General features: G+C 72.9%; 33 protein-coding genes. 19 read left to right on the forward strand and 14 right to left on the reverse strand.

The window, feature by feature from the left end; genetic code table 11:
- Nucleotides 1-151 precede the first annotated feature (151 nt).
- The 12 genes from CNQ36_RS04970 (at nt 152) to CNQ36_RS05020 (ending at nt 6,368) form a co-directional block, all read left to right on the forward strand.
- On the forward strand, nt 152-373 hold the full coding sequence (locus tag CNQ36_RS04970; protein ID WP_121545083.1) for a DNA-binding protein: 222 nt from the start codon (nt 152-154) through the stop codon (nt 371-373).
- Entirely contained in the window at nt 370-678 is a 309-nt protein-coding gene (locus CNQ36_RS04975) for a hypothetical protein (protein ID WP_121545084.1), read from the forward strand. The genes CNQ36_RS04970 and CNQ36_RS04975 overlap by 4 nt, the downstream gene beginning before the upstream one ends.
- A complete protein-coding gene (locus CNQ36_RS04980) occupies nt 675-1,544 on the forward strand; it encodes a bifunctional DNA primase/polymerase (RefSeq protein WP_121545085.1) in 870 nt (289 codons plus the stop codon). The genes CNQ36_RS04975 and CNQ36_RS04980 overlap by 4 nt, the downstream gene beginning before the upstream one ends.
- Nucleotides 1,541-2,680: an AAA family ATPase gene (locus tag CNQ36_RS04985; RefSeq protein ID WP_228312917.1), complete on the forward strand. Its 1,140-nt coding sequence runs from the start codon at nt 1,541-1,543 to the stop codon at nt 2,678-2,680. The genes CNQ36_RS04980 and CNQ36_RS04985 overlap by 4 nt, the downstream gene beginning before the upstream one ends.
- Nucleotides 2,681-2,890: 210 nt before the next feature.
- Nucleotides 2,891-3,160, forward strand: a complete 270-nt coding sequence (locus CNQ36_RS04990) for a hypothetical protein (protein ID WP_121545087.1) — start codon at nt 2,891-2,893, stop codon at nt 3,158-3,160.
- Nucleotides 3,157-3,324 (forward strand): hypothetical protein, encoded by a 168-nt coding sequence (locus tag CNQ36_RS34595; protein ID WP_163013202.1) that lies wholly within the window; start codon nt 3,157-3,159, stop codon nt 3,322-3,324. The genes CNQ36_RS04990 and CNQ36_RS34595 overlap by 4 nt, the downstream gene beginning before the upstream one ends.
- Nucleotides 3,325-3,493: 169 nt before the next feature.
- Nucleotides 3,494-3,955 (forward strand): NUDIX domain-containing protein, encoded by a 462-nt coding sequence (locus CNQ36_RS04995; RefSeq protein WP_121545088.1) that lies wholly within the window; start codon nt 3,494-3,496, stop codon nt 3,953-3,955.
- Nucleotides 3,956-4,231: 276 nt separating this feature from the next.
- Nucleotides 4,232-4,444 carry a hypothetical protein gene (locus CNQ36_RS05000; RefSeq protein WP_121545089.1) on the forward strand — a complete coding sequence of 71 codons (213 nt, stop codon included), beginning with the start codon at nt 4,232-4,234 and terminating at the stop codon, nt 4,442-4,444.
- Nucleotides 4,441-4,686, forward strand: a complete 246-nt coding sequence (locus CNQ36_RS05005) for a hypothetical protein (protein WP_121545090.1) — start codon at nt 4,441-4,443, stop codon at nt 4,684-4,686. Before CNQ36_RS05000 ends, CNQ36_RS05005 begins: the two co-directional genes overlap by 4 nt.
- A gap of 9 nt (nt 4,687-4,695) precedes the next feature.
- Nucleotides 4,696-5,337, forward strand: coding sequence for a hypothetical protein (locus CNQ36_RS05010; protein WP_121545091.1), 642 nt, complete (start codon nt 4,696-4,698; stop codon nt 5,335-5,337).
- A 345-nt stretch (nt 5,338-5,682) separates the two neighbouring features.
- Nucleotides 5,683-6,027, forward strand: coding sequence for a hypothetical protein (locus CNQ36_RS05015; RefSeq protein ID WP_121545092.1), 345 nt, complete (start codon nt 5,683-5,685; stop codon nt 6,025-6,027).
- Complete coding sequence (locus CNQ36_RS05020) at nt 6,024-6,368, forward strand: hypothetical protein (RefSeq protein ID WP_121545093.1); 345 nt, start codon at nt 6,024-6,026, stop codon at nt 6,366-6,368. The genes CNQ36_RS05015 and CNQ36_RS05020 overlap by 4 nt, the downstream gene beginning before the upstream one ends.
- Before the next feature lie 210 nt (nt 6,369-6,578).
- On the opposite strand, the gene CNQ36_RS05025 is transcribed toward CNQ36_RS05020, so the two are convergent.
- The 9 genes from CNQ36_RS05025 to CNQ36_RS05065 form a co-directional block, all read right to left on the reverse strand.
- Nucleotides 6,579-8,705 (reverse strand): FtsK/SpoIIIE domain-containing protein, encoded by a 2,127-nt coding sequence (locus CNQ36_RS05025; RefSeq protein ID WP_121545094.1) that lies wholly within the window; start codon nt 8,703-8,705, stop codon nt 6,579-6,581.
- An 83-nt stretch (nt 8,706-8,788) separates the two neighbouring features.
- Entirely contained in the window at nt 8,789-8,962 is a 174-nt protein-coding gene (locus CNQ36_RS34600; protein WP_163013203.1) for a hypothetical protein, read from the reverse strand.
- An 81-nt stretch (nt 8,963-9,043) separates the two neighbouring features.
- A complete protein-coding gene (locus CNQ36_RS05030; protein ID WP_121545095.1) occupies nt 9,044-9,229 on the reverse strand; it encodes a hypothetical protein in 186 nt (61 codons plus the stop codon).
- An 85-nt stretch (nt 9,230-9,314) separates the two neighbouring features.
- Complete coding sequence (locus CNQ36_RS05035; protein ID WP_206278428.1) at nt 9,315-9,623, reverse strand: hypothetical protein; 309 nt, start codon at nt 9,621-9,623, stop codon at nt 9,315-9,317.
- Nucleotides 9,620-10,564, reverse strand: coding sequence for a hypothetical protein (locus CNQ36_RS05040; protein ID WP_121545096.1), 945 nt, complete (start codon nt 10,562-10,564; stop codon nt 9,620-9,622). Before CNQ36_RS05040 ends, CNQ36_RS05035 begins: the two co-directional genes overlap by 4 nt.
- Nucleotides 10,565-10,748: 184 nt before the next feature.
- Nucleotides 10,749-10,967 (reverse strand): hypothetical protein, encoded by a 219-nt coding sequence (locus tag CNQ36_RS05050; RefSeq protein WP_121545098.1) that lies wholly within the window; start codon nt 10,965-10,967, stop codon nt 10,749-10,751.
- Nucleotides 10,964-11,356 carry a DUF6907 domain-containing protein gene (locus CNQ36_RS05055; RefSeq protein ID WP_121545099.1) on the reverse strand — a complete coding sequence of 131 codons (393 nt, stop codon included), beginning with the start codon at nt 11,354-11,356 and terminating at the stop codon, nt 10,964-10,966. The genes CNQ36_RS05050 and CNQ36_RS05055 overlap by 4 nt, the downstream gene beginning before the upstream one ends.
- Entirely contained in the window at nt 11,353-11,562 is a 210-nt protein-coding gene (locus CNQ36_RS05060; protein WP_228312918.1) for a hypothetical protein, read from the reverse strand. The genes CNQ36_RS05055 and CNQ36_RS05060 overlap by 4 nt, the downstream gene beginning before the upstream one ends.
- Before the next feature lie 115 nt (nt 11,563-11,677).
- A complete protein-coding gene (locus CNQ36_RS05065) occupies nt 11,678-12,196 on the reverse strand; it encodes a DUF6907 domain-containing protein (protein ID WP_121545101.1) in 519 nt (172 codons plus the stop codon).
- 301 nt (nt 12,197-12,497) lie between these two features.
- Between CNQ36_RS05065 and purB the strand changes: the two genes are divergently transcribed.
- Nucleotides 12,498-13,940 carry an adenylosuccinate lyase gene (gene purB, locus CNQ36_RS05070; protein ID WP_121545102.1) on the forward strand — a complete coding sequence of 481 codons (1,443 nt, stop codon included), beginning with the start codon at nt 12,498-12,500 and terminating at the stop codon, nt 13,938-13,940.
- A 44-nt stretch (nt 13,941-13,984) separates the two neighbouring features.
- A complete protein-coding gene (gene mug / locus CNQ36_RS05075; protein WP_121545103.1) occupies nt 13,985-14,485 on the forward strand; it encodes a G/U mismatch-specific DNA glycosylase in 501 nt (166 codons plus the stop codon).
- A 9-nt stretch (nt 14,486-14,494) separates the two neighbouring features.
- Here mug and CNQ36_RS05080 read toward each other — a convergent pair whose 3' ends face one another.
- From CNQ36_RS05080 to CNQ36_RS05090, 3 genes are all read right to left on the reverse strand, one after another.
- On the reverse strand, nt 14,495-14,932 hold the full coding sequence (locus tag CNQ36_RS05080) for a hypothetical protein (protein ID WP_121545104.1): 438 nt from the start codon (nt 14,930-14,932) through the stop codon (nt 14,495-14,497).
- A gap of 72 nt (nt 14,933-15,004) precedes the next feature.
- Nucleotides 15,005-15,730 carry an ABC transporter permease gene (locus tag CNQ36_RS05085; RefSeq protein WP_004934475.1) on the reverse strand — a complete coding sequence of 242 codons (726 nt, stop codon included), beginning with the start codon at nt 15,728-15,730 and terminating at the stop codon, nt 15,005-15,007.
- A gap of 2 nt (nt 15,731-15,732) precedes the next feature.
- Nucleotides 15,733-16,653 (reverse strand): ABC transporter ATP-binding protein, encoded by a 921-nt coding sequence (locus CNQ36_RS05090; RefSeq protein WP_004934473.1) that lies wholly within the window; start codon nt 16,651-16,653, stop codon nt 15,733-15,735.
- Between the two features lie 106 nt (nt 16,654-16,759).
- Here CNQ36_RS05090 and CNQ36_RS05095 point away from each other — a divergent pair, with 106 nt between their 5' ends.
- The 3 genes from CNQ36_RS05095 (at nt 16,760) to CNQ36_RS05105 (ending at nt 19,865) form a co-directional block, all read left to right on the forward strand.
- On the forward strand, nt 16,760-17,929 hold the full coding sequence (locus CNQ36_RS05095) for a sensor histidine kinase (protein WP_121545105.1): 1,170 nt from the start codon (nt 16,760-16,762) through the stop codon (nt 17,927-17,929).
- Between the two features lie 14 nt (nt 17,930-17,943).
- Nucleotides 17,944-18,612, forward strand: coding sequence for a response regulator transcription factor (locus tag CNQ36_RS05100; protein ID WP_121545106.1), 669 nt, complete (start codon nt 17,944-17,946; stop codon nt 18,610-18,612).
- A gap of 95 nt (nt 18,613-18,707) precedes the next feature.
- Nucleotides 18,708-19,865 carry an ROK family transcriptional regulator gene (locus tag CNQ36_RS05105; protein WP_121545107.1) on the forward strand — a complete coding sequence of 386 codons (1,158 nt, stop codon included), beginning with the start codon at nt 18,708-18,710 and terminating at the stop codon, nt 19,863-19,865.
- A gap of 261 nt (nt 19,866-20,126) precedes the next feature.
- Here CNQ36_RS05105 and CNQ36_RS05110 read toward each other — a convergent pair whose 3' ends face one another.
- Together CNQ36_RS05110 and sigJ are read right to left on the reverse strand one after the other, a co-directional pair.
- Entirely contained in the window at nt 20,127-20,888 is a 762-nt protein-coding gene (locus tag CNQ36_RS05110; protein WP_121545108.1) for a GntR family transcriptional regulator, read from the reverse strand.
- Nucleotides 20,889-21,050: 162 nt separating this feature from the next.
- Nucleotides 21,051-21,938: an RNA polymerase sigma-70 factor gene (gene sigJ, locus CNQ36_RS05115; protein WP_121545109.1), complete on the reverse strand. Its 888-nt coding sequence runs from the start codon at nt 21,936-21,938 to the stop codon at nt 21,051-21,053.
- Nucleotides 21,939-22,097: 159 nt separating this feature from the next.
- Here sigJ and CNQ36_RS05120 point away from each other — a divergent pair, with 159 nt between their 5' ends.
- Both CNQ36_RS05120 and pdxR read left to right on the forward strand, forming a co-directional pair.
- Nucleotides 22,098-22,928, forward strand: a complete 831-nt coding sequence (locus CNQ36_RS05120) for an alpha/beta fold hydrolase (protein WP_121545110.1) — start codon at nt 22,098-22,100, stop codon at nt 22,926-22,928.
- A 52-nt stretch (nt 22,929-22,980) separates the two neighbouring features.
- Nucleotides 22,981-24,411: a MocR-like pyridoxine biosynthesis transcription factor PdxR gene (gene pdxR / locus CNQ36_RS05125; protein ID WP_121545111.1), complete on the forward strand. Its 1,431-nt coding sequence runs from the start codon at nt 22,981-22,983 to the stop codon at nt 24,409-24,411.
- Nucleotides 24,412-24,490 lie beyond the last annotated feature (79 nt).

Below are 24,490 nucleotides of genomic sequence, written 5' to 3' on the forward strand. Positions count from 1 at the left end.
GCACCCCGTCTGCCCTGGCAGAGCGAAGGTGGCGAGGCGAGGGACCCGCGTACATCAAGACCGGGAAGGGACGCGCCGGCCGCGTTTTCTACCGACGCAGCAGCATCGAAGAGTTCCTGGCCGAGTGCACTGTCACTCCGGGGAGGGCCGCGTGAGCAAGGGACAGCCCACCCTCGCGGACATCAGGAAGTGGCCCGCCACGGTCAGCGTGGCCGACGCCGCCCGCGCCATCGGCTGCAGCCGCAGCCATCTCTACGAGCGCGTGAAGCGCGGCGACAGCCCCGTCAAGACCATCGGCGTCGGCACCCGCCACGTCGTCATCACAGCAGACCTGATCCGGCTGCTCTCAGGGGAGGCCCGGGAAGCCGCATGAAGCCCGAAAACAACGAAGCCGAGATGCTGGAGACATCTCGGCTTCGTGAAAGTAGCGCGGTCGGCGCGAGTCCCATCGTGCCACAGTCCGCCGTCGACGCGCACCAGGGCGATGCCCTGTTCCCCAGCGAGCCGGCCACGCCGATCGCACGCCCGCTGGTCCTCGTGACTCGGGGCCGCATCGAGTACCTGGGGCGCTGCCCGCACTGCCAGAACATGCACCGTCACACCCACCTCGGCAAGGTCACCGGGCCGTGCGGCCGTGAGTACGAGCTGCAGCCGAAAGCCACGCGGAGGGCCGCATGAACAACCACGACAAGGCCCGCAAGGCTGGCCTGTACGCCATCACGGAATGGCAGAAGCGGGCGTTCCCGCTCAGCATCAACAAGACGCCCATCATCCGCTCCCCTCACGAGAAGGGGCATAACTGCCCCGGCATGGCCTTCTGCGGAGCACCCGGGCACGGTGTCGGCGACGCCACCGACGATCCCGACACGTTTCGCTTCCTCTGCGACCAGGCCCCGAAGGCAGTCGGCTACGGCATCGCCTGCGACAACATGATCGGCCTCGACCTCGACAGGAAGAACGGCGTCGACGGAGTCACCACCCTCAACCGGCTTGCAGCCGAGCACGGTTTCACCGTCCCGAGGACGACGACCGTGTGCACCGCGTCCGGTGGCTTCCACCTGTGGCTCGGCATCCCGGAGGGCGTCACCGTACCCAACTCCGTGGGACGTCTCGGCCCTGGAATCGACGTGCGGAGCTCCCGCGGCTACGTCGTCGGCCCCGGCTCGATCGGGCGGGCCGGTGAGTACGTCCTGCACCCCAAGGTGGGCTACATCGAACCGCAGCCGGTCCCCGAAGCGCTGCTGCAGCTGATGCTGCCGCCGCCCCCCGCCGTCCGCCCCCAGCGCCGCTACACCCCCACGTCTGGCGACGCTGCGGGGCGGGCCCTCGCCGGCCTGGTGCGAGTCGTCCTCACGGCGCCCCCCGAAACGCGGAACAGCCGCCTGTACTGGTCCGCCTGCAGGGCGTGGGAACACGTAGCAGACGGGCATCTCGCGGCCGGCGACGTCGAGGCTGAGCTGATCGGGGCGGCTATCCAGGTCGGCCTGGGCGAAGGCGAAGCCCGCCGCACCGTCGCCTCCGCCAGCCGGGGGGTGGCAGCGTGACCAACCAAGAGCCTGGCATGTGGGACGGCTGGGAGGCCGGGGAGCCTGGGGGCCTGGTCGTCCCCGAGCCCGCCCGTCTCGCCGTCGTCCCACCGCCGGCCGGGCCTGCACCGACGTGGCGGCCCCGCGACCTCGAGGACGTCCTCGACGGCACGTACAAGCCTCCGGTGCCCACCGTCGGCCACCGGGAGGACGGCGTCGGCCTCTTCTACGCCGGCCGCATGCACTCCATCGTCGGCGAATCCGAAGGCGGCAAGACGTGGTTCGCCCTGATGGCCGTCGCCTCCGAGCTGGCCGCAGGCAACGCGGTCGTGTTCATCGACTTCGAGGACGACGCCCCCGGGGTCGTCGGCCGGCTCCTCGCCCTCGGCGCCGATCGGCAAGCCATCCGGGACCGGTTCGCCTACATCCGGCCCGAGGACCCGCTGAACGTCGGCTTCAACCGGCAGGAGATCGGCCAGGCCATGCACGACCTACGGCCGACGTTCGTCCCCGTCGACGGCGTCACCGAAGGCATGGCCATGCACGGCATGGAGCTCAAGGACAACACCGACGTAGCCAAGTTCGGCCGGCTGCTGCTGCGGCCCATCGCCGAATTCGGCGCCGCCGTCGCCACCCTCGACCACGTCGTCAAGGACAAGGAAGGCCGCGGACGGTACGCCATCGGCGGAGTCCACAAGCTCAACGGCATCAACGGGGCGATGTACATCCTCGAGAACCGCAAGCCGTTCGGCGTCGGCCTCACCGGCAAGACAACCGTCCGCATCGCCAAGGACCGGCCCGGGCAGCTCCGCAGGCACGCACTCCCGCACTCCAGCGGCCTGCACTGGTTCGCCGACTTCGTCCTCAAGAGCCACGACGAGACGTTCGCCGAAGCCGCCCTGTACAAGCCTGTCGAGGACACCGGCCCGTTCCGGCCGACCTCCGTCATGAAGAAGGTGGCGGACGCGCTCACCACAGCCCACGAACCGTTGGGCGTTCGAGGCGTACAGGACCGCGTCGGAGGCGGCAAGGAGATCGTGCGCACCGCCCTCGCCCGCCTGGTCGACGAAGGCTACGTCACCGTCACAAGCGGTCCCCGCGGCGCCCAGCTTCACAGCATGGCGAAGCCCTTCACCGAGGAGGTGGAGGAATGACCGTCCCACTGTCCCCCGACCGTCCCCGACTGTCCCACCTGGGACGGTCCCCCCGACTGTCCCACCGTCCCCGTCCCCTACGTAGTAGGGACGGTGGGACACGGGACAGTCAGGCGGCCTCAGAGCAGGGCCACCGTCCCGGGGCCGCCGCTCATGCCCGTCCCCTTCAGGAGCCCCGATGAGCAGTCACGCGGAAGACCAGGAGAAGCAATGACGGAGAACACGACGCCGTGGCCGTCGTCGTACCGGTACGCGATGGCGCACCCCTGCCCCACCTGCAAGGCCCCGACCGGAGTCGAGTGCAAGGCCCCATACAAGCGCGCCCAGGTACGGCGGGAAGGCGGCGACCCGATCGGCCGGCTGCACGCCACCAGGCAGCAGCGCGGACGCGCCCACCGCGAACGCGACCTGGCCCGCGCCCCGCTCGTCGAGGACCGCACGCCCGGACAGCGGTACGACTCCCTCGGCGGTGCCCTGTGACCTCCCACGTCGACAAGCAGATAGCCGCCCGTATCGCGGCAGTCAGGGCCAGGCGGGAGCAGCGCCGACTGCAGCGCGCCGAGCTGGACGACAACCGGCAGCACGGTCTGCAGGCCCGGCACCTCGCCAAGATGGCCCGCTGGGAAGCCGAGGACGACGCGTGACCGCCCGCGCGAAGCACCGCTGCGCCGTCTGCGACCGGCCGTTGAAGGCCGGCCGCGGGCGGCCGTGCGTCGGCGGCTGCGGCGCACGGCTCTGTCGGACGACCCGCATTCCGCAGTGCTCCGACGTCCACGCCGGACAGTGCCCCAACCACACCGTGCGGGAGGAGCCGTGACGTTCACCGTCGACACCTCCCGCGGCTTCGTCGTGTGCGGCCGTGGCTGCCGCCACTGGGGGCCACACGGCGCGGCCGGCCTCCTGCTGGTCGACGGGTCCCGCGTCCTGCTGCAGCAGCGCGCCCCGCACGTCCACCACGGCGGCACATGGAGCCTGCCCGGCGGCGCCCTCCACGAAGGGGAGACGGCCCGCCGTGGCGCCCACCGGGAAGCCAGCGAAGAACTCGGCGGCCTCCCCCGGATCCGGCACCACACCATCCACACCAACGACCACGGCGGATGGGCGTATCACACCGTCATCGCCGACACCCTCGAGCCGTTCACCCCCGGCCGCGGCGACGGAGAAGGCGCCCGCGCCGACTGGCTCACCCCCGGGCAGGTCGCCGGCCTGGCCCTGCTCCCCGACTTCGCCGACACCTGGGGCGAGATCGCCGCGCTGATCGGGGGCCGCCGATGATGCTGCCCGACGCCGTCACCACCGACTTCGACCCCACCATGTGGGACGACCGCCAGCTGCAGCAGGACATCAACCGGTACATCACCCGGCAGGCCCGCCCGATGCGCCCCGACGTGTTCGCCGTCATCCTCGACCGCACCAGCCCCGACCAGCTGCCCGCCATCATGTGGCACGCCTGGCGGCGCCGTCGGGTTCCGCATCGACGGCGAACCCGCCGACCGGCCCGACCAGCCCACCCGGCTCTACCGGGCCTGCCTGCCCCAGCACACCCGCCGCATGTCCTGGACGCCCGACCTGTACGTCGCCCGCGCCTATGCGGCAGGAGAGGGCCACCACCAGCCCGGCGCCGACCGCATCTACACCGCCACCGTCCAGCCGCAGCACGTCCTCGCCATCAACGACGCCGTGCTCGCCAACCCCGACGAAACCGAATGGATCGTCGACCCCCGACACCTCGACATCCACCAGCACGAAGGGAACCCCTCATGACCCGCGACCCGATCCGGTCCATGCGCGACCGGCAGAACGAGCGGAAGCGCGCGCTCGCCGACGGGCACTACGCCCGCGCCCTCATGGACAGGAAGGCGCCTAGCGTCGCCGCGTTCATCACCGCCCTCGACGCCGGCCACGAAGGGGAGGCCGCCCTCGACGCCGCCCGCGGTATCGACCAGGCCGCCGCCACCTTCCTCTCCAACCAGCAGCCCACCAACGACACGCCGCCCGCCGCTTAGGAGCCGACCATGCCCAAGACCGTCAACCTCACCGACGCGCAGCAGCAGCTCACCGCCGCCACCGCCACCGTCGACCAGCTCAAGGCAAAGCTCCTCGACGAAGGACCCGGCAGCGTCACCGCCGAAGAACTCGGCACCGCCGCCCTCGCCGTCGAGCACGCCAAGCTCACCCTTGCCCACGCGGCCAAGCAAGCCGAAGACCAGGCCGCCGCCGAACGGCTGGAGAACCTGCAGCTGCTCAAGGCGCAGATCCTCGAGCAGGCCGGCGACGTCGACCAGGCGCTCGACGCCATGCGCCAGCTGGAGACCGCCGCGGCCGTACTCATCGAAGCGTGCGCGGGCAGGCAGCAGCTCATCAGCCAAGCCACCGCAGCCATGCGCCGCGCAGCCGTCCCCCGCCACAACGAAGACCAGGCCGACCAGCACGCCGGCCTCGCCTGGTCCGACGCAGGCATGGGACGCTCCGACGAACTCCACATCGACGGCCGCCGCATCAGCAACATCAGCGCAGGCGTCCTCATCGCCGCCGCCCTCCACCGCGCCATGCAACAGACCAAGCGAGGACCCGGACACCTCGCACCCATCGCCATCCACTCCATGAACGGCGACCTCATCAACGACCCCCAGGCATGGCTCAACGCCATGTACTGACCCAGACGGCTCGCGACCATCCGGAAGGGGTTCCGGACCGCGAGAGACGACAGGAGTCCTCCTTTCCTCCGTGGTCGTCACACGGCGGCAGGCGCCAGCACCGTGCGAGCTCGGCGCCTGCCGCACCAATCCGGATGATCACCCTGGGGGGTGCCCCCAAGATCATCCGGATTTGCGGATCGGGCACGTTAGCTCCTCGCTGTGCGCGGGACCTGAAAAGCTCCTAAAGGGCCGCTGACCTGCGGAAACGTCCGCCGGTTCGGGTGCCGTTCCGCACACCATGTACCCCGTTCGCACGGAAAACCGCAGGTCAGGGCAGGTATTGCCGTTACGCAGGAGGTTGGGATGCACGAGGTACCGGAAGGGCTCGCCGAGTCGGGCCGGCGGTTGTGGTCGTCGGTGGCGGACCGGTTCGAGCTGGAGGTGCACGAGCAGCTGCTTCTGCTGCAGGCGTGCCGGTCCGTCGACCTGCTGGACAGGCTCGCGGCCCAGGCCGCGGCCGGCGGGCTGACGGTGACGAACGCCAAGGGCGATGAGGTCACCGCCCCGTGGATCACGGAGCACCGGCAGCAGTCGCAGAACTACGCGCGGATGCTGGCGTCGCTGCGGCTGCCGGACGACGAGGACGAGCGGCCTCAGCGCCGTGGTGCGGCCCGCCGGTCCTACGGCATCCGGGGGTCGGTGGCGTGAAGCGGCGAGAACGGCAGCCAGAGGCCACGGACGAGCCTCCGGAGTATCTGCGGGAGTTCGGCCCGGACCGGTACCGGCAGACGGCCGTGCAGGCGCTCAGAGACCATCCGGGCGACGTGTGGTGCGCGGCTATGCACGTCTGGCGGGCGTGGCAGTACGAGGGGCAGGCGTGGCAGGCGGAGCGGGGTGTCGTCCGCGGGGTGAAGGCTTGGCGGCGGCAGTTGGGTCAGGGCCGGCCGCCGATGGCGTGGGTGTGCGAGGAGTTCGCCCTGACGGTGAACGACGAGTCGACGCCCTGCCCGCCGGATTGCCGGACTCATGCAGGGCAGCGGCTCCGGTAAGGGTCCAGGAACGCGAAAAGGCCCCCGTCCTCGAGGTCCGAGGCGGGGGCCTTCGTCGTGCAGGGAGGGAAGCAGAGCAGGGGAGCCCCATGGCCGGTTTTCCGGGCCTCAGGGCTCCTTTGGTGTCTGCCTCCCTCGCCTCCCTCAACCGGCCTTTGTGCAGGTCACTCTGGGGGACCCGGTACGGGGAGCCGGTTGGGGAGAACTCCCTCAGATGTCGTCGGCTCCCTCGTCGTCGAGGTCGTCGCCCAGGCGGGCGAGGATGGCTTCCTGGACGCGGTCGCGGGAGACGACCATGCGGCCGGCGGACTTGTACTGCTCGGCCCCGTAGGGCTCGAGGACGCGCTTCAGGTCGGTCGGCGACCAGTCCCGGTACTCGCCCGGGTTGTGCTCGGCGAGCCGGTGCAGCACCTCCTGAACCAGCACGCGCTGCTCGTCGCCGAGGACGGCCGCCACGTCGGCGAGCGCGTCGGCCGCCTGGTGCTCGGCCTCCTCGACCGGGCCGGTGCCGTCGTACAGGCCCATGGCGCGCTCGACGACCGGAGTGACTTCGTCGATGCCCTTCTCCGGGTCCCGGGCGATGTAGTGGGAGCGGATCACCTCGAACGGCTTGGACGTGAACCCGAACGTCACGGCCGTGCCGACGTCCACCCCGGGGATCAGGGTCGTCGCGGTGATGCCCGCCTTGTGCTTGCCGGTGCCGAGGAGACCGTCATTGGCGACGTGGTCGCCGACGGCGAAGGCGACACGGTTGGACGTGTTGCGGGTGACGTCCCGCGGGATGCTGTCCGCGGTCGGCGACACGGTCGTGAAGATGAGCGTGATGCCCACCTTCCGGGCCTTCTTCAGCACCTTCACGGCCAGCTCGCCGGCCTCCTTGCCGTACTCCTTGTGCCCGAACAGCTCGTGCACCTCGTCGAAGACGACGACCATCGGCTGCATCCGCGGGTCCTTCAGGGCCAGTTCGCGCGTCAGCTTGGTCGCCTCACCGCCCAGGGACTCCAGCAGCTTGCCCCGTTCGGTCACCTCGTCGCGCAGCCGGCGCAGCGCGTCCAGGGCGTCCTTCACCTGCTCGTCGTCGTCGCCCTTGACCAGTCGGCGCAGGCGCGGCTTCAGCGGATCGAAGTCGACGTTGTACGCCATGCAGTACACCTCTGCGATGACGATCGGGGCGAGGATCGCCCCCAGCAGCAGCGCGATGACCAGGGAAGACTTCCCCTGCCCCATGATGCCGCCCACCATGTAGTTCGACGCCATCAGCTTGCCGACGATCGGCTCCCCGCGCTGCGACACGGCGACGGGCACGCCCTTGAAGTAGTCGGCGGTGCCCTCGAGGAGCAACGGCCACGGCGGGATCGGACCGGACAGCGACCCCTGGTCGGCCACCCACAGGTCGAGCACCCCAGGCTGTTTCGGCGGCTCGACCGGCCACACCTCGATCGGCTTACGCATCAGGTTGTGGGCCAGGACGTTCTTCTTCCCGGCGATCATCTCGACGGTGACGCCCATCGGAAGCTGCAGCTGCGTGTGGTAGCCGTTCCCGGAGCGGGTCGTCGGCGACACCCAGCGCGGCTGCCAGCCCTCCTTGATGGCGGCGTTGAGCTGCGGAATCGACAGCTTCCCCAGCGCTCGCAGGATGGCATTCTCGTCGGGGACGACGTCCCTCTCCTCGGCGTCCGCGGGCAGCGCCCACGTCGGGGCCGCCTGCTGGCCGCGGCCCACCTTCCACGCGCCGGCGAGTGCGAGGAACGGAAGCGCGTACAGCAGCGGCTCCCAGATGACGCCGGCGATGAACGCCACCCAGGCGACGAACTCGACGACCGCGGTGATCGGGGTGAGGACGTCGGCGACGTCGTGGTTCGCCCAGGCGAGCATGACGCCCAGGAGCAGCAGCACCCCGGCGCCGGCCCCGACCCCGGTGGCGATCGTCTTGGGGGCGTTCATCACCATCTGCAGCAGCTCGACGCGGCGGCGATGCCGAGCAAACCGGTAGGCGTAGGCGCGCTGTTCCCACTGCCGCACCAGTTCCTCGTTCCCGGAGGCTTCGGCGATCCGCATCATGCGTTCGTGGCGGGCGGTCGTCCTGGACTCCCAGGCGCGGCGGGCGAGGATGCGGGCGCCGCCCCAGGTGTAGGCGCCGTGCCGGATGAGGGCCCGGTAGCCGTCGTGGGTGCGGACCTCGACGACGACCCGCCGCAGGTGGTCGATGCGTACCCGGCGGCGCGGTTCCTCGGTCTTCTCGACGACCGGAGCGGACGGCTGCGCGGGGGCGAACTTGAGCAGCGACACTTGCGGTTTGACGTGCCCGTTTACCTTCTCCGGGGCGGTCTCGGTCATGCTGGTTGTTCCTTCTCTCTGCGGAGGGACAGGGGCCCGGGGCGGCCGGCTGCTTGGCGGTAGGACGGCCGCCCCGGGCGGGTCTACTTCTTGCGGGCGTTCTCGCGGGCCTCGGCCTTCGCGATGATCTGCTCGGCCTGCTTCTCCAGCGCCCGCGTGGACTTGCCGCGGGCCTTGCGGCGCTGGACCTTGGCGCCGATGGCGACGACGCGGGCGACTTCGCCCCAGGTGAGCGGGTCGTGGTTCGTGGCGGGCATGGTGGCCCCTCTCGGGTGGTGGGCCGGGGCTGTCCCGGCTCCCCTCACCGCCCGGACAGGCCGGGCGGATCGGGCAGCCGGTCAGCGGCGGTAGGTCCGCTGGAACTCGGCGATGGTGGCCGCGTTGGTGGCGGCGTCGCCCTCGGACGCCATGTGGTTGATGAGCTGCTCGAGCTTGTCGACGTCGTTGGCCCTGGCTGCGGCGGCGAGTTCCTGCGCCGTGTTCTGCGCGTACTGGCTGTCGTTGTTCCGGCTGAACAGGCCCATGGCGGGCTCCCTTCGGTTGTGGGCTGGCCGGTTGGCCGGCCCCACCGCACCCCCACGGGCGAGCCGCGGGGGACGGAAGGGCGAGTCAGCGGCCCTTGCGCTGGACGTCCTGCCACATGCCACGCAGGACCAGGGCGAGGATGGCGACGGACACGGCGCCGATGGCGATCGCGATGGACGCGAACGCGATGCCGACGCCTCCGACGCAGGCGGCGGCCCCGATGCCGAGCCACTCGCCGGCGCTGCGGCCGTGCTGGTGCTGGCAGGCCGGCTGCTGGGGCTGCTGCTGGTTGAGGAGCTGCTGCGCGGCGAGGATGGCGGCGATCTGCTGGACCATCTGCGTGTTGTCGGCGGCCTCGACGGCGTCGCGGGCGGCCTTCTCCAGGGAGCTCACTTCTCGCCCCCGTTCCGCCCGGTGAGGGCCTTCTCCCGGTCGTACAGGGCGTCGATGGTGTCCCACGATCCGGTGAGCCCGCGGGCGTTCATCTCGGCGCGCATCGCGGCCCGGAACTTCCGCTTCGAGGGCGGCGGGTCCGTCGCGTACAGCTGCGCGGCGAGCAGCGCCACGGCCCGGTTGTTCGCTTCCCGTGCCGACTCGGTCGGGGGTGTGCCGTCGTCCGCGCCAGACCGGTCACCCGCGTCGACGCTTCCCCCCGTGCCAAGTGCGGGAACGGGCTCCGGCACGCCCCCCGACAGCAGCGCTTCGAGGTCGTCGTCAGAGACCAGGCCGGGCAGCTCGGCGACGTCCGGCAGGGGGTGCTGGTCGATGACTTCCGCGTACTTCTCGAACGCGTCGTGCGTGACGGTCACGGCCTTCGCCTCCGCCTCCCGGGCGCCCTTCACGATGTCGGCGGCGGCCTTCGTCTCGTCGGCCCGGGCGGCTGCCACGGCCCGGGAGACGGCGATGCGGTCACGGGTCGCGGCCCTGGTGCGGTCGATGGCGGCCTGAGCGCGGGCGCTGATGCGGGTGGCGTCCCGGTCGATGGCCATCACCAGCGTGACCTTCGCCAGGACGGGGATGAGCGCGCCCACGACGGCGGCCAGGACGTCACCGGCGAGCAGCCCGTGAACGGCCAGCACCGCGACGGTCAGCGGCAGGAACACCCAGCCGATGACCTTCGGCAGCCGGGCATTCGATCCCTGCCGGCGGTGCGCGGTCTCCTGAGCCAAGGCGTACAGCCACACCGCGTCGTAGAGGACGGCGACGGAGTAGGCGAACACGGGGTGCGCCTGGGCGGTGAGGGTGTCACCGATCGCGGCAACGGCCCACACGACGGCGACGGCGGTGAGAGCGGCGGGCAGCGCCCAGGGCGCCGCCTTCTTCAGCTTGCTCATGAAATCTCCTCGGCGGCACGCACAACAGCGTGTGCGGCCAGGCAGACGCCCTCACGGTCCCGGCGCTCGTTCGCTTCGAGGAGCGCGGCCATCAGGGCAGGAACGGACGGGGTCGGCCGGGCCGACCGGGCAACGGCGCGCAAGGCGGCGTGCTCGGTCGGCCGGCGAACGGGCCAACGGGCGGTCACGGCTGCTCGCCCTCCGAAAGCGACTCGGCGCACTTCGGGCAGTCGGGGTGACACTCCTCGACCGGGCGCGGGAGCATCGCCCACCAGACGGCGATCACCGCGAGGGCCAGCAGGGCGAAGACGGTCGTCCACGCCTGGTCGTGCCACACGAACTGGGCGACGCACTCGGCGGCCAGCAGCGGCAGCACCAGGACCCGGAACAGGATCGGGTTCACCGGACCTCACCCCGCAGGCGGAGCGCTTCGGTGGCGAGCTGCTCGATCCGGGACGCCGCCAGCCGCAGGCCCTCCGCGATACGGGGGCCGTCCTCCGCCGGGTAGTCGCCCTCCGCGTCCAGCACCAGCGAGATCACCGGCACCAGCTCGACGAACGGCGCCCACGACACCCACACGGTCAGCATCGGCAGCCAGCCGCGGGACTCCGTCACCGTGCCGGCCTTCACCCTCACCGACCGGTGAGTGATGTCGTCACGGCCGACGATCGCGCCCTCCTGCCAGTGGTGGCCGATGCACCAGGTCGGGCAGTCGAACGTGACGGGCCCGTGGTCGAGGGTGTCGAGGGTGAGCGTTCGGGCCACCTCGAACGGCGGCGGCTGCCCGTTCACCGGCCCTCACCCCGGTCGGCGTCCAGCGCGGCCAGCAGGTCGCGCAGGACGTAGTGGAGGCCAACGGCGGCGCGGATCATCGCGTCCTGGTCGTGAATGTTCGCCCGGGCCTTCTCGGCGAGGGTCTCGCGGGCCCGGTCGATGGCCGTCGGCAGCGGCGGCACGAATGCGCGCTCGTCCGGGTCGTGCAGCGGGGTGTAGCTCACGCGGACCACCGCCGGCGGCGAGCCTTCGCGGCCAGGCGGCGCGCGTCACGCCTCGACAGTTCCTCGACGGCGACCCGCTGCCGGGTCGTGTCCACGTTGTGATTGCGGCGCGGCATCAGACGGCACCGCCCTGGCGGACCCGGCGCAGCGCCTCATCGGCCTGGGAGGAGTCGCCGTTGTCGTCGGGCAGGGACTCCGCGAGCCGGCGGACGTTCGCCGCGAACGCGACCAGCTGGTCGGCCATCGCGAGCGCCGCCGTCCGGTCGTACACCTCGACCTCGGTGTCCAGGTCGACCGACAGGCACGGCTTCTCCGAGATCCCGTCGGAGGCCGGCCACCAGGACAGGTACACCTCGAGCGGCACACGCGCCGGGTGCAGGGTCGTGATGGTCAGCGCGGCCGGCTCGCCCTGGTGGTTGATGTCCTCGAGGAACACGGCCCGCTGGGCGAGGTGGTCCACGGTGCACCAGTCGGGGCAGGGGACGTGGACGACGACGGGCTTCTCACCCGAACGGCCGACCAGCGCGGGCACCAGCCGGTAGCCGGACCGCACCGGCGAGGCGTTGGGGGCCGGCTGCAGCGGAATGCTAGGCAGCGGGGTGACGATGGGCGTGGTGATGGCAGGATGTGCCATAGCGGTTCTCCTGTAGTCGCAGGTGATCCGTCAGGCCCCTTCACGGTGTTGACGCACCGGGTTGGGGCCGCCCCCGTTTATGGGGGCCGATGAGTCCATCTAACAGCATCCGTTCCTACTTAGCAACACGGATGCGAGGGGAATCCGGAGCGTTACAGCACCGGAGTGGACGCCGCGCGCGTCTCACACTCGTCTCACAGACTGACGCGCGCGGCTACGGCTGGCAGGGCTCTGACCTGTAGGTTCCTACATCGCATGGACGGTTCGGAACTTGTATGGACACCCGCTAAACTCCCTGTACGTGACTGCTGCGCCCGCCAAGCCCCGTATCCCCAACGTCCTCGCCGGACGCTACGCCTCCGCCGAGCTCGCCACGCTCTGGTCCCCCGAGCAGAAGGTGAGGCTGGAGCGGCAGCTCTGGCTCGCCGTGCTGCGTGCCCAGAAGGACCTCGGCATCGAGGTGCCGGACGCGGCGATCGCCGACTACGAGCGTGTCCTCGACACCGTCGACCTCGCCTCCATCGCCGAGCGCGAGAAGGTCACGCGGCACGACGTGAAGGCCCGAATCGAGGAGTTCAACGACCTCGCCGGGCACGAGCACGTGCACAAGGGGATGACCTCCCGCGACCTCACCGAGAACGTCGAGCAGCTGCAGATCCGGCTCTCGCTGGAGCTGGTGCGCGACCGCACGGTGGCCGTGCTGGCGCGGCTGGGCAGGCTGGCCGCCGAGTACGGCGAGCTGGTCATGGCCGGCCGCTCGCACAACGTGGCCGCGCAGGCCACGACCCTCGGCAAGCGGTTCGCGACCGCCGCCGACGAGCTGCTCGTCGCGTACGGCCGGGTGGAGGAGCTGCTGGGCCGCTACCCGCTGCGCGGCATCAAGGGCCCGGTCGGCACGGCGCAGGACATGCTGGACCTGCTCGGCGGCGACGCGGCGAAGCTGGCGGACCTGGAGCAGCGGATCGCGCGGCACCTGGGCTTCTCCCAGGCGTTCACGAGCGTCGGCCAGGTCTACCCCCGCTCCCTGGACTACGAGGTCGTCACGGCGCTGGTGCAGCTGGCCGCCGCTCCGTCGTCGCTGGCGAAGACGGTCCGGCTGATGGCCGGGCACGAGCTGGTCACCGAGGGCTTCAAGCCGGGCCAGGTCGGCTCCTCCGCGATGCCGCACAAGATGAACACCCGTTCCTGCGAGCGCGTCAACGGCCTGATGGTGATCCTGCGCGGCTACGCCTCGATGACCGGCGAGCTGGCGGGCGACCAGTGGAACGAGGGCGACGTGTCCTGCTCGGTGGTGCGCCGGGTCGCGCTGCCGGACGCCTTCTTCGCTCTCGACGGCCTCCTCGAGACGTTCCTGACGGTGCTCGACGAGTTCGGGGCGTTCCCGGCGGTCGTCGCCCGGGAGCTGGACCGCTACCTCCCGTTCCTCGCCACCACCAAGGTGCTGATGGGCGCGGTGCGCGCCGGTGTGGGCCGTGAGGTCGCGCACGAGGCGATCAAGGAGAACGCCGTCGCCACCGCCCTCGCCATGCGCGAGCAGGGGGCCGAGCGCAACGACCTCCTGGACAAGCTGGCCGCGGACGAGCGGCTGCCGCTCGGCAAGGGTGAGCTGGAGGCGCTGATGGCGGACAAGCTGTCCTTCACCGGTGCCGCGAGCGACCAGGTCGGCGCCGTCGCCGGACGGATCGAGGAGATCGTGAAGCAGCACCCGGAGGCGGCCGGTTACACCCCCGGAGCCATTCTCTGACCCGCTTCACCCGCGAGCAGCTGGAGGCCGCCCGCGACCGTCTCGTGCCGGACGTGGTCGCGGACGGCCTGCGCGTGCTGTTCTGCGGCATCAACCCCGGTCTGATGACGGCCGCGACCGGCCACCACTTCGCCCGCCCCGGCAACCGCTTCTGGCCGGCGCTGCACCGCTCCGGGTTCACGCCCCGGCTGCTGGCGCCGTCGGAGCAGCGGGAGCTGCTGTCGTACGGGCTGGGCATCACCAACGTGGTGGCGCGGGCGACCGCGCGGGCCGACGAGCTGAGCGCCGAGGAGTACCGGGAGGGCGGGCGGCTGCTCGCCCTGAAGGTGGCCCGGCTCCGGCCGCGCCGGCTGGCCGTGGTGGGGGTCACCGCGTACCGCGCGGCGTTCGACGACCGGAAGGCGGTGGTGGGGCCGCAGGCGCGGACCATCGGTGACACTCGTGTGTGGGTGCTGCCCAATCCGAGCGGGCTGAACGCGCACTGGACGCCGGCGGCGCTGGCTGAGGAGTTCGGCCGGCTGCGGGAGGCCGCGGAGGAAGGGTGAGGCCGGCGGTCAGGGCGGCGCCGTCTCCGTGACCAGCGCCAGCAGCCGGACCGCGTCGGCCGGGTCCCGGTCGGCGACCGCCACGGCGAGCCAGCGGCCGGTGCCCCGCACCTCCCACAGCCAGGCCACGCCGGAGCGGACGGCGAGCCAGGCCCACGGTCCGGGTATCTCCTCCCGCTCCGTGCGGAGCAGGACCGTCTGCAGGTTCCAGGGGTCGACGTCGCCCCAGCGGGAGGCCAGTACCTCGTACACGGCGTCGCGGCCCTTCTCGAACTGGTCCACCGTCACCGCCCGCCGCGCGGGATCGCCGGCCGGGCCGCCACCCATCTCCAGCACGGCGACGTGGTGGCCCGGTCCCCCGAAGCCGACGTCCGACGGGCCGTGCTCCGCCGGAAAGGGGCGGAAGCACAGCTCGTCGATGAGGGCGATGTGCCGGGCGATGTTCATGGCTCCAGTAAACCCGTCGCCACTGACAGTTGGCGTGGCGTCAGGCGAGTACCGGCCGGGCGGCGGTCCCGCTCAGGCGTCCCGGCGGCCGAGGCTCCACGCTCCGGCCAGCAGGGCGGCGGCCGTCCACAGCGCCGTGACCGCAAGTCCCGTCCAGGGGCCCGGTGTTCCGTCGTAGGTCTGGTGGAGGACGACCTGTCCGGCGCGGTCGGGCAGGAAGTCGACGACGGTGCCGGCCGCGTCCCCGATCACGAAGGACACGACGACGACGAACGGGATCAGCACGGACAGCGTCGCGACCGCGCTGCGCAGCAGGGCCGTGAGACCGGCCGCGAGCAGGGCCATCAGCGTGAGGTAGACGGCGCAGCCCACGACACCGCGGATCTGCTCGCCCGTGGTGAGACCGCTCGCCGCGGGGCCGAGACCCGCCCGCGCCGCGAGGAGGGCGGCCGGTGCGGTCAGCAGGCTCACGGCCAGGGTGGTGACGGCGATCGCCGTCACCTTGGCGGCGAACCACCGTCCGCGCCGCGGGACCGCTGCCAGCGAGACCCGCAGGGCCCCGTTGTGGTACTCCGCCGACACGGCCATGGCGCCGAAGGCGATGGCGGCGATCTGGCCCGGGGCGACGCCGGACAGCGCCATGAACAGCGGGTCGGACTCCGGGTCCGACGTGTCCGAGACCCCCGCGATCGCGGAGAACGCCGTGGTCGCCGCGAACAGCGCGAACAGTGCTCCGGGGAGCGAGCGGACCGTGCGGATCTTCAGCCACTCCGCGTGCAGCACGGGTACGAACGTCATGGTCAGGCCTCCTGGGGCTGTGCGGCGAACTCGGTCTCGGCGGCGGTCAGGTCCAGATAGGCCTGTTCCAGGGTGCCCTCGTCCGCCGCGAGTTCGAGGAGCGGTACGGCGGCGGCGGAGACGAGGCGTCCGATGTCGTCCACCCGCGCGTCCGGCACGGTCCAGTGGCCGTCCGGGTGTTCCACCACGCGGTGGCCGTGCCCGGCGAGGACGCTTCGGAGGGCGGCCGGGTCGGAGGTGCGGACGCGGACGGCGGGGCGCACGCGCCCGTCGATGAACTCGCGCATCGGGGTGTCGGCCAGCAGCCGGCCGCGGCCGAGAACGACCAGGTGGTCGGCGAACGAGGCGGTCTCGTTCATCAGATGGCTGGAGACCAGGACGGTCCGTCCCTCGTCGGCGAGCCGGCGCAGCAGGGTGCGGATCCACACGATGCCTTCCGGATCGAGGCCGTTGGAGGGCTCGTCCAGCATGATCACCTGCGGGTCGCCGAGCAGCGCGGCGGCGATGCCCAGCCGCTGGCGCATGCCCAGGGAGTACGTCCGCACCCGGCGGCGCGAAACGGAGCCAAGGCCGGTCTCCCCGAGCACCTCGTCGACCCGGCGGTCCGGGATGCGGTGGCTCGCGGCCAGGACGCGCAGGTGGTCGCGGCCGGTGCGGGAGCCGTGCGCGGCCTGCGCGTCGAGCAGCGCGCCGACGTGGCGCAGGGGTTCCCGGAGGGCGGCGTAGGCGCGGCCGCCGACGGTGGCGGTGCCGGACGTGGGGTGGTCGAGGCCGAGCACCAGGCGCATGGTGGTGGACTTGCCCGCGCCGTTGGGGCCGAGGAAGCCGGTGACCCGGCCGGGCAGGACCCGGAAGGTGAGGTGGTCCACGGCCCGCCGGGCGCCGTACTCCTTGGTGAGGTCCTGGACGTCGATGCTGGTCATGGGAGCAGCGTGACGGCCCGTCGGGGGGCGGGGCCTCCCCCGCCGGTGGAGTCCGCCTCCCCCTCGTGGGGGAGGTTCCCGCGGGCGGCGGTGGCACGATGGCGGCATGGTCCGCTTGCTCCGCCCGTTCGGCCGGACGGTGACGTACACCCGGCTGCTGCACCTGTTCGTCGCGATCGTGTGGCCGTCGATGTGGCTGTTCATCGAGGAGGCGTGGTGGACCTGGGCGGTGGCGGCCGCGGTGCTCGTGCCCGTCGGGCTGGTGCCCGCGATGCGCACCGTGGAGGGGCTGCAGGCCCGGCTGCTGCTGACCGGTCAGCGGCACGACAGCGGGAGCGCCGGCATCGTCGTCGCGCCGTCCGCCTCCCCGGGCGACCGGGGCAGGCTCGTCGTCTGGCTTCAGGCGCGGCTGCTGATCGGCTGCGCGACCTCGGTGTTCATCGCGCAGCTGCTGCTGGCGATCGTGGACTTGGTGGCCTCGGTGTTCGGCGGGGACACGGCCGGCGGGGAGTTGCTGCTGCTGGAGGGGCACGACTGGTGGCACGTCCTCCTGCTGCCCCCAACGCTGGTGGTCCTGGCGGTGGCCGTGGTCGCCCCGGGCCGGCTGATCACGGCGCTGGCCCACCGCTTGCTCGGCCCCTCCCCCGCCGAGCGGCTTGCCGCCATGGAGGAACGCACCGAGCAGCTCCTGGAGCGCACCCGTATCGCCCGGGAACTCCACGACTCCATCGGCCACGCCCTGACCGTGGCCGTCGTGCAGGCGGGCGCCGCCCGCGCGGCCGGCGACCCCGCCTTCACCGACCGGGCCCTGGCCGCCATCGAGGAGACGGGCCGTGCCGCGCTGGAGGACCTGGAGCGGGTGCTCGGCGTGCTGCGCGAGTCCGGGCGTCCGGTGAGCGGCCGGCCGACCCTCACCGACGCCGGCCGGCTGCTGGAGTCCGCGCGGACGTCCGGCGCGACGGTCGACGTCGACATGGCGGGGCCCCTGGACACGGTGCCCGGGCCGGTCTCCCGCGAGGGGTACCGCATCCTCCAGGAGGCGCTGACCAATGTGCTGCGGCACGCGGGCGCCGTCCCGGTGCGGGTCCGTGTCGCGGTCGGCGACGGCTCGCTCGGCCTGGAGGTCCGCAACCCGTACACCGGCCGGACGCCCGCGCCCGACCGGGGCAGCGGTCTGCGCGGCATACGCGAGCGTGCGGCCCTGCTGGGCGGGCGGGCGCACACCGGACCCGACGGGGGTGACTGGCGGGTGCGGGTGGAACTGCCGTTGCGCTGATCTACGCTGGCCGGATGCCGGTCACCGTTCTGCTCGTCGACGACGAACCCCTCGTGCGGGCGGGGCTGCGGGCGGTGCTGGAGGCGCAGCCGGACATCGAGGTCGTCGGGGAGGCGGCCGACGGGGCGGCGGTGATACCGCTGGTGCGGCGGCTGCGGCCGGACGTGGTCGCCATGGACGTACGGATGCCGCTGCTGGACGGGATCGAGGCCACCCGCGCGCTGCTGCGGTCGGTGGCGGCGCCGCCGAAGATCCTCGTGGTGACGACCTTCGAGAACGACGAGTACGTGTACGGGGCGCTCCGCGCGGGCGCCGACGGCTTCCTGCTGAAGCGGGCGCGCCCGGCCGAGATCGTGCACGCGGTGCGGCTGGTCGCCGAGGGGGAGTCGCTGCTGTTCCCCGCCTCGGTGCGCCGGCTCGCGGCGGAGTACGGCGACGGCGACGGCGACGGCAACCGCGCGGCGCGCGCCGCGCTGGAGCGGGCGCGGCTCACCGGGCGCGAGGGCGAGGTGCTGCGGCTGATGGCGCGGGGCCTGACGAACGCGGAGATCGCCGCGAAGCTGGTGGTGGGGACGGAGACCGTCAAGTCCCATGTGAGCGCCGTGCTGGCGAAGCTCGGGGCGCGCGACCGCACCCAGGCGGTGATCGCGGCCTACGAGTCGGGCTTCGTGGCGCCGGGCTGATCGGGCCGCCCCGGGCGGCCGTGCCCGGAGGTCGCCGGGGTCCGCCGCGCCGAGTACGATCCGCCCAACACGCGCACGAGCTGGGAGGACGGACGGTGGGTCGGCTGACCGGCGGGGACCCCTCGCTGTTGCGAAGGATCAACTCCGCCGTGGTGCTGCACGCGTTGCGGGCCACGGACTGCGCGACGCTGACCGAGGTGACCCGGGTGACGGGGCTGTCCCGGCCGACCGTGGAAGGCGTCGTCGAGGGGCTCATCGAGGCGGGCCTCGTCGTGGAGACGGCGGCCGGTGAGGGCGCCGCGCGGCGGCAGGGACGGCCGGCGCGGCGGTTCCGCTTCCGCGCGGAGGCGGGGCATCTGCTCGGCCTGGAGATCGGCGCGCACCGGGTGGCCGCGCTGCTGGCCGATCTGGACGGCCGGGTGATCGGCGCGCAGTCGAGGGACGTCGACGAGACCGTCGACGCCGACGAGCGGCTGGAGCGGCTGAGCACCGCCGTCGCGGAACTGCTGCGCCGGGCCGGTGTGCCGCGCGGCTCGCTGCGGGCGGTGGGTGTGGGCACGCCCGGCATCGTCGAGGCGGACGGCACGGTACGGCTGGGCACGGCGCTTCCCGGCTGGACGGGGCTGAGCCTCGGCGAGCGGCTGAGCCGGTCCTTCAGGTGCCCGGTGCTGGTGGAGAACGACGCCAACGCGGCGGTCGTCGCCGAGCACTGGAAGGGCGCCGCCCGGGAGACCGACGACGTGGTCTTCGTGCTGGCGGGGCTGAGTCCGGGGGCCGGCTCGCTGATCGGCGGGCGGCTGCACCGGGGGTTCGGCGGGGCGGCCGGTGAGATCGGGGCACTGCATCTGCTGGGCCGGGAAGCGACGCCGGAGACACTGCTGTCGACCACGGACGAGCCGTTGCACCCGCTCGACGAGCAGGCGGTCGCCGAGGTCTTCGCCCAGGCCCGCGAGGGCGATCAGCGTGCGCTGGCGGCGATGGACCGCTTCATCGGACGGCTGGTCCACGACGTGGCGGCGCTGGTGCTGGCGCTCGACCCGGAGCTGGTCGTGATCGGCGGCTGGGCGGCCGGCCTGGACGGCGTACTGGAGCCGCTCCGGCGCGAGCTGGCCCGCTACTGCCTGCGCCCGCCCGGGGTCACCCTGTCCCACCTCGGCGAGGCGGCGGTCGCCACGGGTGCGGTGCGGCTGGCGCTCGACCATGTGGAGGAGCAGCTCTTCGCGGTCGAGGGCTCGGTGACGGCCCGCCGCTGACGCGCCCGGACCGCACGGTGAGCTGCCGTCGCCGCGCGCAGCCCACGGCTCCGCCACCCGGCGCCCGGCCGTCGGCGAACCGCGAACGGGCCTCGCGTGCGCCCGCCTGCCGCCTGGATCAGGCCGGCTCCGGTGAAGCCCCCGCGTCACACCTGGGGAACGCCGCGCCGGGCAGCGCCGACACCGCCGTCCGCCGGCGCTCGGGCGCGCCGGCGGGCGGCATGTGCGGGTGCGGGTGCGGGTGCGGGTGCGGGTGCGGGGTCAGGATGCCCGGCATTCCGGGCCGTGGTGGATCTCGACACCGCCGGAGTCGCCGAAGGTGAGGCGGCAGGTGTCCGCGCGGTAGGTCGCCACGGAGAGCGCCGCGGTGCGGCCGCGGGCGATGCAGCGGGTGGTGACGACGAGGACCGGCGCGCCCGGCAGCCGGTCCAGCTCCTTGGCGTCGTCCGCGCGGGCGGAGCCCAGCTCCACCGCGTTCTCCTGCCGCTCCAGCTCCAGCCGCTGCAGTTCCCGCAGCACCGCGCGGGCGCGTGCCGCGCCGGACGGGGCGTCGATGGCGGACAGGTCGGGCACCGACTCGGCCGGGACGTACAGCAGTTCGGCGGCGACGGGCTGGCCGTGCGAGACGCGGGAGCGCCGTACGACGTGCACGGGCTCGTCGCGGCCGGTCACCAGCGTCTCGGCGACGGCGGCGGGCGGCACCTCGAGCGCGCAGTCGACCGCCTGCCAGGCGTCGTGCGGCCCGCCCGGCCAGGTGTGCTGCGCCGTGCCGACGGACACCCCCATGCGCGGCGGGGCGACCGTCGTGCCCACTCCGCGGCGGCGCTGCAGCCGGCCCTCCAGCTCGAGCTGTTCCAGGGCCTGCCGGAGCGTGGCGCGGGCGACGCCGAAGCGGGCGGCGAGGTCACGCTCGTTGGGCAGGATCTCGCCCACGGAGAACTCCGAGTCCAGCGCCTCGGTCAGCACGGTCCTCAGATGCCAGTACTTCGGTTCCGGCACCGTTTCCAGCTGCGTGGTCCCCACCCTGTCCTCCACGATCGCCGTGTCCGGCGGGCGTTTTAGCGCCCTTGTTTATTAAAGGTTGTTTCACTTGTCTGCGACCATAGGACGGCCCACACCCTTGGTCAATACCAATCGGCACGACGACGGGCCCCTCGCGGCGGGGGCCCCGGTGACGGGGCGGTCCTACAGGGCCGCGGCGAGCGACGTCAGCTTGTCGGGGTTGCGCAGGACGTACACCGTCCGGATGCGCCCGTCGGCGACGTCGAGCTGGAAGACCGAGTCGGGCTCGTCCCCGGACAGCGCGAGCACCGCGAGGCCGCCGTTGACCTCCAGGAAACGGAGGGAGAGGGCGGGCACGCTCTTGCGGGCGGCGCCGAGGAGGAAGCGTCCCACGTGGTCGGCGCTCTCCAGGACCCGCAGCGGGGCGCGGGACTTGCCTCCGCTGTCGCCGACCAGCCGCACGTCCGGGGCGAGCAGTTCCAGCAGGCCCTCCAGGTCACCGTCGGTCGCGGCGGCCAGGAACCGCTCGGTGAGGTCGCGGCGTTCGGCCGGGTCGACCTGATAGCGCGGACGCCGCTCCGCGACGTGCTTGCGGGCCCGGCCGGCGAGCTGGCGCACGGCCGGTTCGCCCCGGTCGAGCACCGCCGCGATGTCGGCGTAGGGATAGCCGAACGCCTCCCGCAACACGAACACCGCGCGCTCCAGCGGCGAGAGGGACTCCATGACGACGAGCACGGCGAGAGACACGGAGTCGGCGAGGACGGCCCGTTCGGCGGTGTCCGGGACGGTGTCGCCGAAGTCGGTGACGTACGGCTCGGGCAGCCACGGTCCGACGTACGTCTCGCCGCGCGACTTGATCCGGCGCAGCCGGTCGATGGCGAGGCGGGTGGTCACGCGCACCAGGTAGCCGCGCGGTTCGCGCACCTCGGCCCGGTCGCCGGCCGACCAGCGCAGCCACGCGTCCTGCACCACGTCTTCCGCGTCGGCCACCCGGCCCAGCATGCGGTAGGCGACCCCCATGAGAACGGGTCGGTGTGCCTCGAAGACGTCGGTCACGGTGTCGGTGGTCACGGCACCATCCCAGCCGACCGGTGCGGTGGTGTCCAGGCGGCGCCGGCCGCCCGCACCCGTACCGGCGCGGGGGCTACCCGTCGGTAGCAATTGCTGACAAGCTGTCTACGGACGTCGGGCGACGTCCGTTTCCGCGAGTCCCAGACGAGGAGCACCCTCATGTCCGCGACCGTCACCTTCGAGGTCACCTCTCCCCTCGGCCCGCAGACCGTGACCCTGTCCTACGCGCGCGCCGGCCGCGGCGAACCGCTGCTCCTGCTGCACGGCATCGGCCATCACCGCCAGGCATGGGACCCGGTGGTGGACATCCTGGCGACCGAGCGGGAGGTGATCGCCGTGGATCTGCCCGGCTTCGGCGCCTCCCCGTCGCTCCCGCACGGCCTCACCCACGACCTGCCCACCATGAACGCCGCCCTGGGCGCGCTGTGCGAGGAACTGGAGCTCGGCCGGCCGCATGTCGCGGGCAACTCGCTCGGCGGGCTGCTGGCCCTGGAACTCGGCCGCGAAGGGCTCGTACGGTCCGTCACCGCCCTGTCCCCCGCGGGCTTCTGGACCGGGGCGGAGCGGCGGTACGCCTTCGCCGTGCTGATCGGGATGCGGCGGATCGCGGAGCGGCTGCCGCTCCCGATGGTCGAGCGCCTCGCCCGCTCCGCGGCCGGCCGTGCGGCACTCACCAGCACCATCTACGCCCGGCCTGGCCGCAGGTCCCCCGAGGCCGTGGTCGCCGAGACGCTCGCGCTCGCCGGCGCCACCGGCTTCACCGAGACGCTCCGCGCGGGCACCGCCGTACGCTTCACCGACGACGTGCCCGGCATCCCCGTGACCGTCGCCTGGGGCTCCCGGGACCGGCTGCTCGTCCCCCGGCAGGGCGTGCGCGCCAAGCAGATCATCCCCCGGGCCCGGCTGGTGCGGCTGCCCGGCTGCGGCCACGTCCCGATGAACGACGACCCGGCGCTCGTCGCACGCGTCATCCTCGACGGCAGCCGCTGAGGGCGGGACTCCGCCACCGCACCGGGCCGCCCCCGCCTAATGTGGCCCTGACATGACGCCACCGCAGACGGGTCCCGAGAAGTCCGGCGCCTCCTCCGCCTGGGAGTTGCTGCTGCCCGCCGCCTCCGCGCCGGCCCGCGCGCGTGGCCGTTCGCTGCAGGCCGCGCTGCGCGAGGCGGTGCGGTCGGGACGGCTGGCGCCGGGGACCCGGCTGCCGTCCAGCCGTGACCTGGCCGCCGACCTGGGCGTGTCCCGCGGGCTGGTCACCGACGCGTACGAGCAGCTGACGGCGGAGGGCTATCTGCGCTCCGGCCGCGGCTCCGGGACATGGGTGGGAGCGGCGGCACGGGCCGCCCGCCCGCAGGCCCACGACCTCGCCCCGCGCGCCCCCGGCGCCCGCGTCGACTTCGTCGCCGGCACGCCCGACCTGTCGCTCTTCCCCCGGGCGGCGTGGGCCGCCGCGCAGCGCGACGTGCTCACGGACCTTCCGCACCAGGAGCTCGGTTACCCCGATCCGCGCGGGCTGCCCCGGCTGCGTACGGCGCTGGCCGGACTGCTCGCGCGGCGCCGGGGCGTGGTGGCCGACCCGGAGCGGATCGTCGTGCTCTCCGGGGTGGCGCAGGCGACGGCGCTGCTCGGTTTCGCGCTGCGCGCACGCGGGATGCGCTCCGTCGGCGTGGAGGACCCCGGCAGCCCGCAGCACACGGCCCTGTACGCCGCGGCCGGCGTGGCCTGCGTGCCCGTGCCGGTGGACGGGGAAGGGCTGGAGACGGAGCGGCTGCGGGCCTCGGGGGTGCGGGCGGCCACCGTGACGCCCGCGCACCAGTTCCCCACCGGCATCGCGTACTCCGCGCGGCGCCGGGCCGAACTGCTGGACTGGGCACGGTCCGTGGACGGGATCGTGCTGGAGGACGACTACGACGGCGACTTCCGTTACGACCGGGCGCCCGTCGGAGCACTTCAGGGACTCGACCCCGAGCACGTGGCCTACGCCGGTTCGGTCAGCAAGTCGCTCGCCCCGGGGCTGCGGCTCGGCTGGCTGCTGGTGCCGCGGGCCTGGACCGAGGAGGTGGTGGAGCGCAAACGCACCATGGACCTCGGTCATCCCGCCCTGGACCAGGCGCTGTTCGCCCGGTTCGTGGAACGCGGCGACTACGACCGTCAGCTGCGCCGCTGCCAGCGCGCCTACCGCGAGCGGCGCGACGCCCTGGTCGCCGCCCTCGGGCAGCACTTCCCCGGCGCGGAGGTGTCCGGGATCGCGGCCGGGCTGCACGCCATCGTCTCGCTGCCCGCGCGCCACGGGCCGCGGGAGCGCTTCCTCGCGCGGATGACGGCGGCCGGCGTCTCGGTGCGCCCCCTCACGGACTACGCGCACGGCGCGGCGCCCGAGGAGGACGTACGGCTGGTGCTGGGCTACGCGCATGTGACGCCCGCGCGCATCCACGAGGGGGTGCGCCTGATGGCGGAGGCCGCCGCAGCGTAGGCGTCCGCTTCCCTGGCCGGTGCGATCGGTTGTTCACTCGGGGTTTGCGTGCGAGCCGCGCCGCCCGAGTAGTTGTGGC

The sequence above is a fragment of the Streptomyces fungicidicus genome, assembly GCF_003665435.1.
Classification (GTDB): domain Bacteria; phylum Actinomycetota; class Actinomycetes; order Streptomycetales; family Streptomycetaceae; genus Streptomyces; species Streptomyces fungicidicus.

Bases quoted from the DNA above. Each gene is read 5' to 3' on its own strand.
- CNQ36_RS04975 (WP_121545084.1), top strand. From the start codon at position 370: ATGAAGCCCGAAAACAACGAAGCCGAGATGCTGGAGACATCTCGGCTT.
- CNQ36_RS04980 (WP_121545085.1), top strand. From the start codon at position 675: ATGAACAACCACGACAAGGCCCGCAAGGCTGGCCTGTACGCCATCACG.
- CNQ36_RS04990 (WP_121545087.1), top strand. From the start codon at position 2,891: ATGACGGAGAACACGACGCCGTGGCCGTCGTCGTACCGGTACGCGATG.
- CNQ36_RS05000 (WP_121545089.1), top strand. From the start codon at position 4,232: ATGTCCTGGACGCCCGACCTGTACGTCGCCCGCGCCTATGCGGCAGGA.
- CNQ36_RS05005 (WP_121545090.1), top strand. From the start codon at position 4,441: ATGACCCGCGACCCGATCCGGTCCATGCGCGACCGGCAGAACGAGCGG.
- CNQ36_RS05010 (WP_121545091.1), top strand. From the start codon at position 4,696: ATGCCCAAGACCGTCAACCTCACCGACGCGCAGCAGCAGCTCACCGCC.
- CNQ36_RS05015 (WP_121545092.1), top strand. From the start codon at position 5,683: ATGCACGAGGTACCGGAAGGGCTCGCCGAGTCGGGCCGGCGGTTGTGG.
- CNQ36_RS05025 (WP_121545094.1), bottom strand. From the start codon at position 8,705: ATGACCGAGACCGCCCCGGAGAAGGTAAACGGGCACGTCAAACCGCAA.
- CNQ36_RS34600 (WP_163013203.1), bottom strand. From the start codon at position 8,962: ATGCCCGCCACGAACCACGACCCGCTCACCTGGGGCGAAGTCGCCCGC.
- CNQ36_RS05030 (WP_121545095.1), bottom strand. From the start codon at position 9,229: ATGGGCCTGTTCAGCCGGAACAACGACAGCCAGTACGCGCAGAACACG.
- CNQ36_RS05040 (WP_121545096.1), bottom strand. From the start codon at position 10,564: ATGAGCAAGCTGAAGAAGGCGGCGCCCTGGGCGCTGCCCGCCGCTCTC.
- CNQ36_RS05065 (WP_121545101.1), bottom strand. From the start codon at position 12,196: ATGGCACATCCTGCCATCACCACGCCCATCGTCACCCCGCTGCCTAGC.
- CNQ36_RS05080 (WP_121545104.1), bottom strand. From the start codon at position 14,932: ATGAACATCGCCCGGCACATCGCCCTCATCGACGAGCTGTGCTTCCGC.
- CNQ36_RS05085 (WP_004934475.1), bottom strand. From the start codon at position 15,730: ATGACGTTCGTACCCGTGCTGCACGCGGAGTGGCTGAAGATCCGCACG.
- CNQ36_RS05090 (WP_004934473.1), bottom strand. From the start codon at position 16,653: ATGACCAGCATCGACGTCCAGGACCTCACCAAGGAGTACGGCGCCCGG.
- CNQ36_RS05095 (WP_121545105.1), top strand. From the start codon at position 16,760: ATGGTCCGCTTGCTCCGCCCGTTCGGCCGGACGGTGACGTACACCCGG.
- CNQ36_RS05100 (WP_121545106.1), top strand. From the start codon at position 17,944: ATGCCGGTCACCGTTCTGCTCGTCGACGACGAACCCCTCGTGCGGGCG.
- CNQ36_RS05120 (WP_121545110.1), top strand. From the start codon at position 22,098: ATGTCCGCGACCGTCACCTTCGAGGTCACCTCTCCCCTCGGCCCGCAG.
- pdxR (WP_121545111.1), top strand. From the start codon at position 22,981: ATGACGCCACCGCAGACGGGTCCCGAGAAGTCCGGCGCCTCCTCCGCC.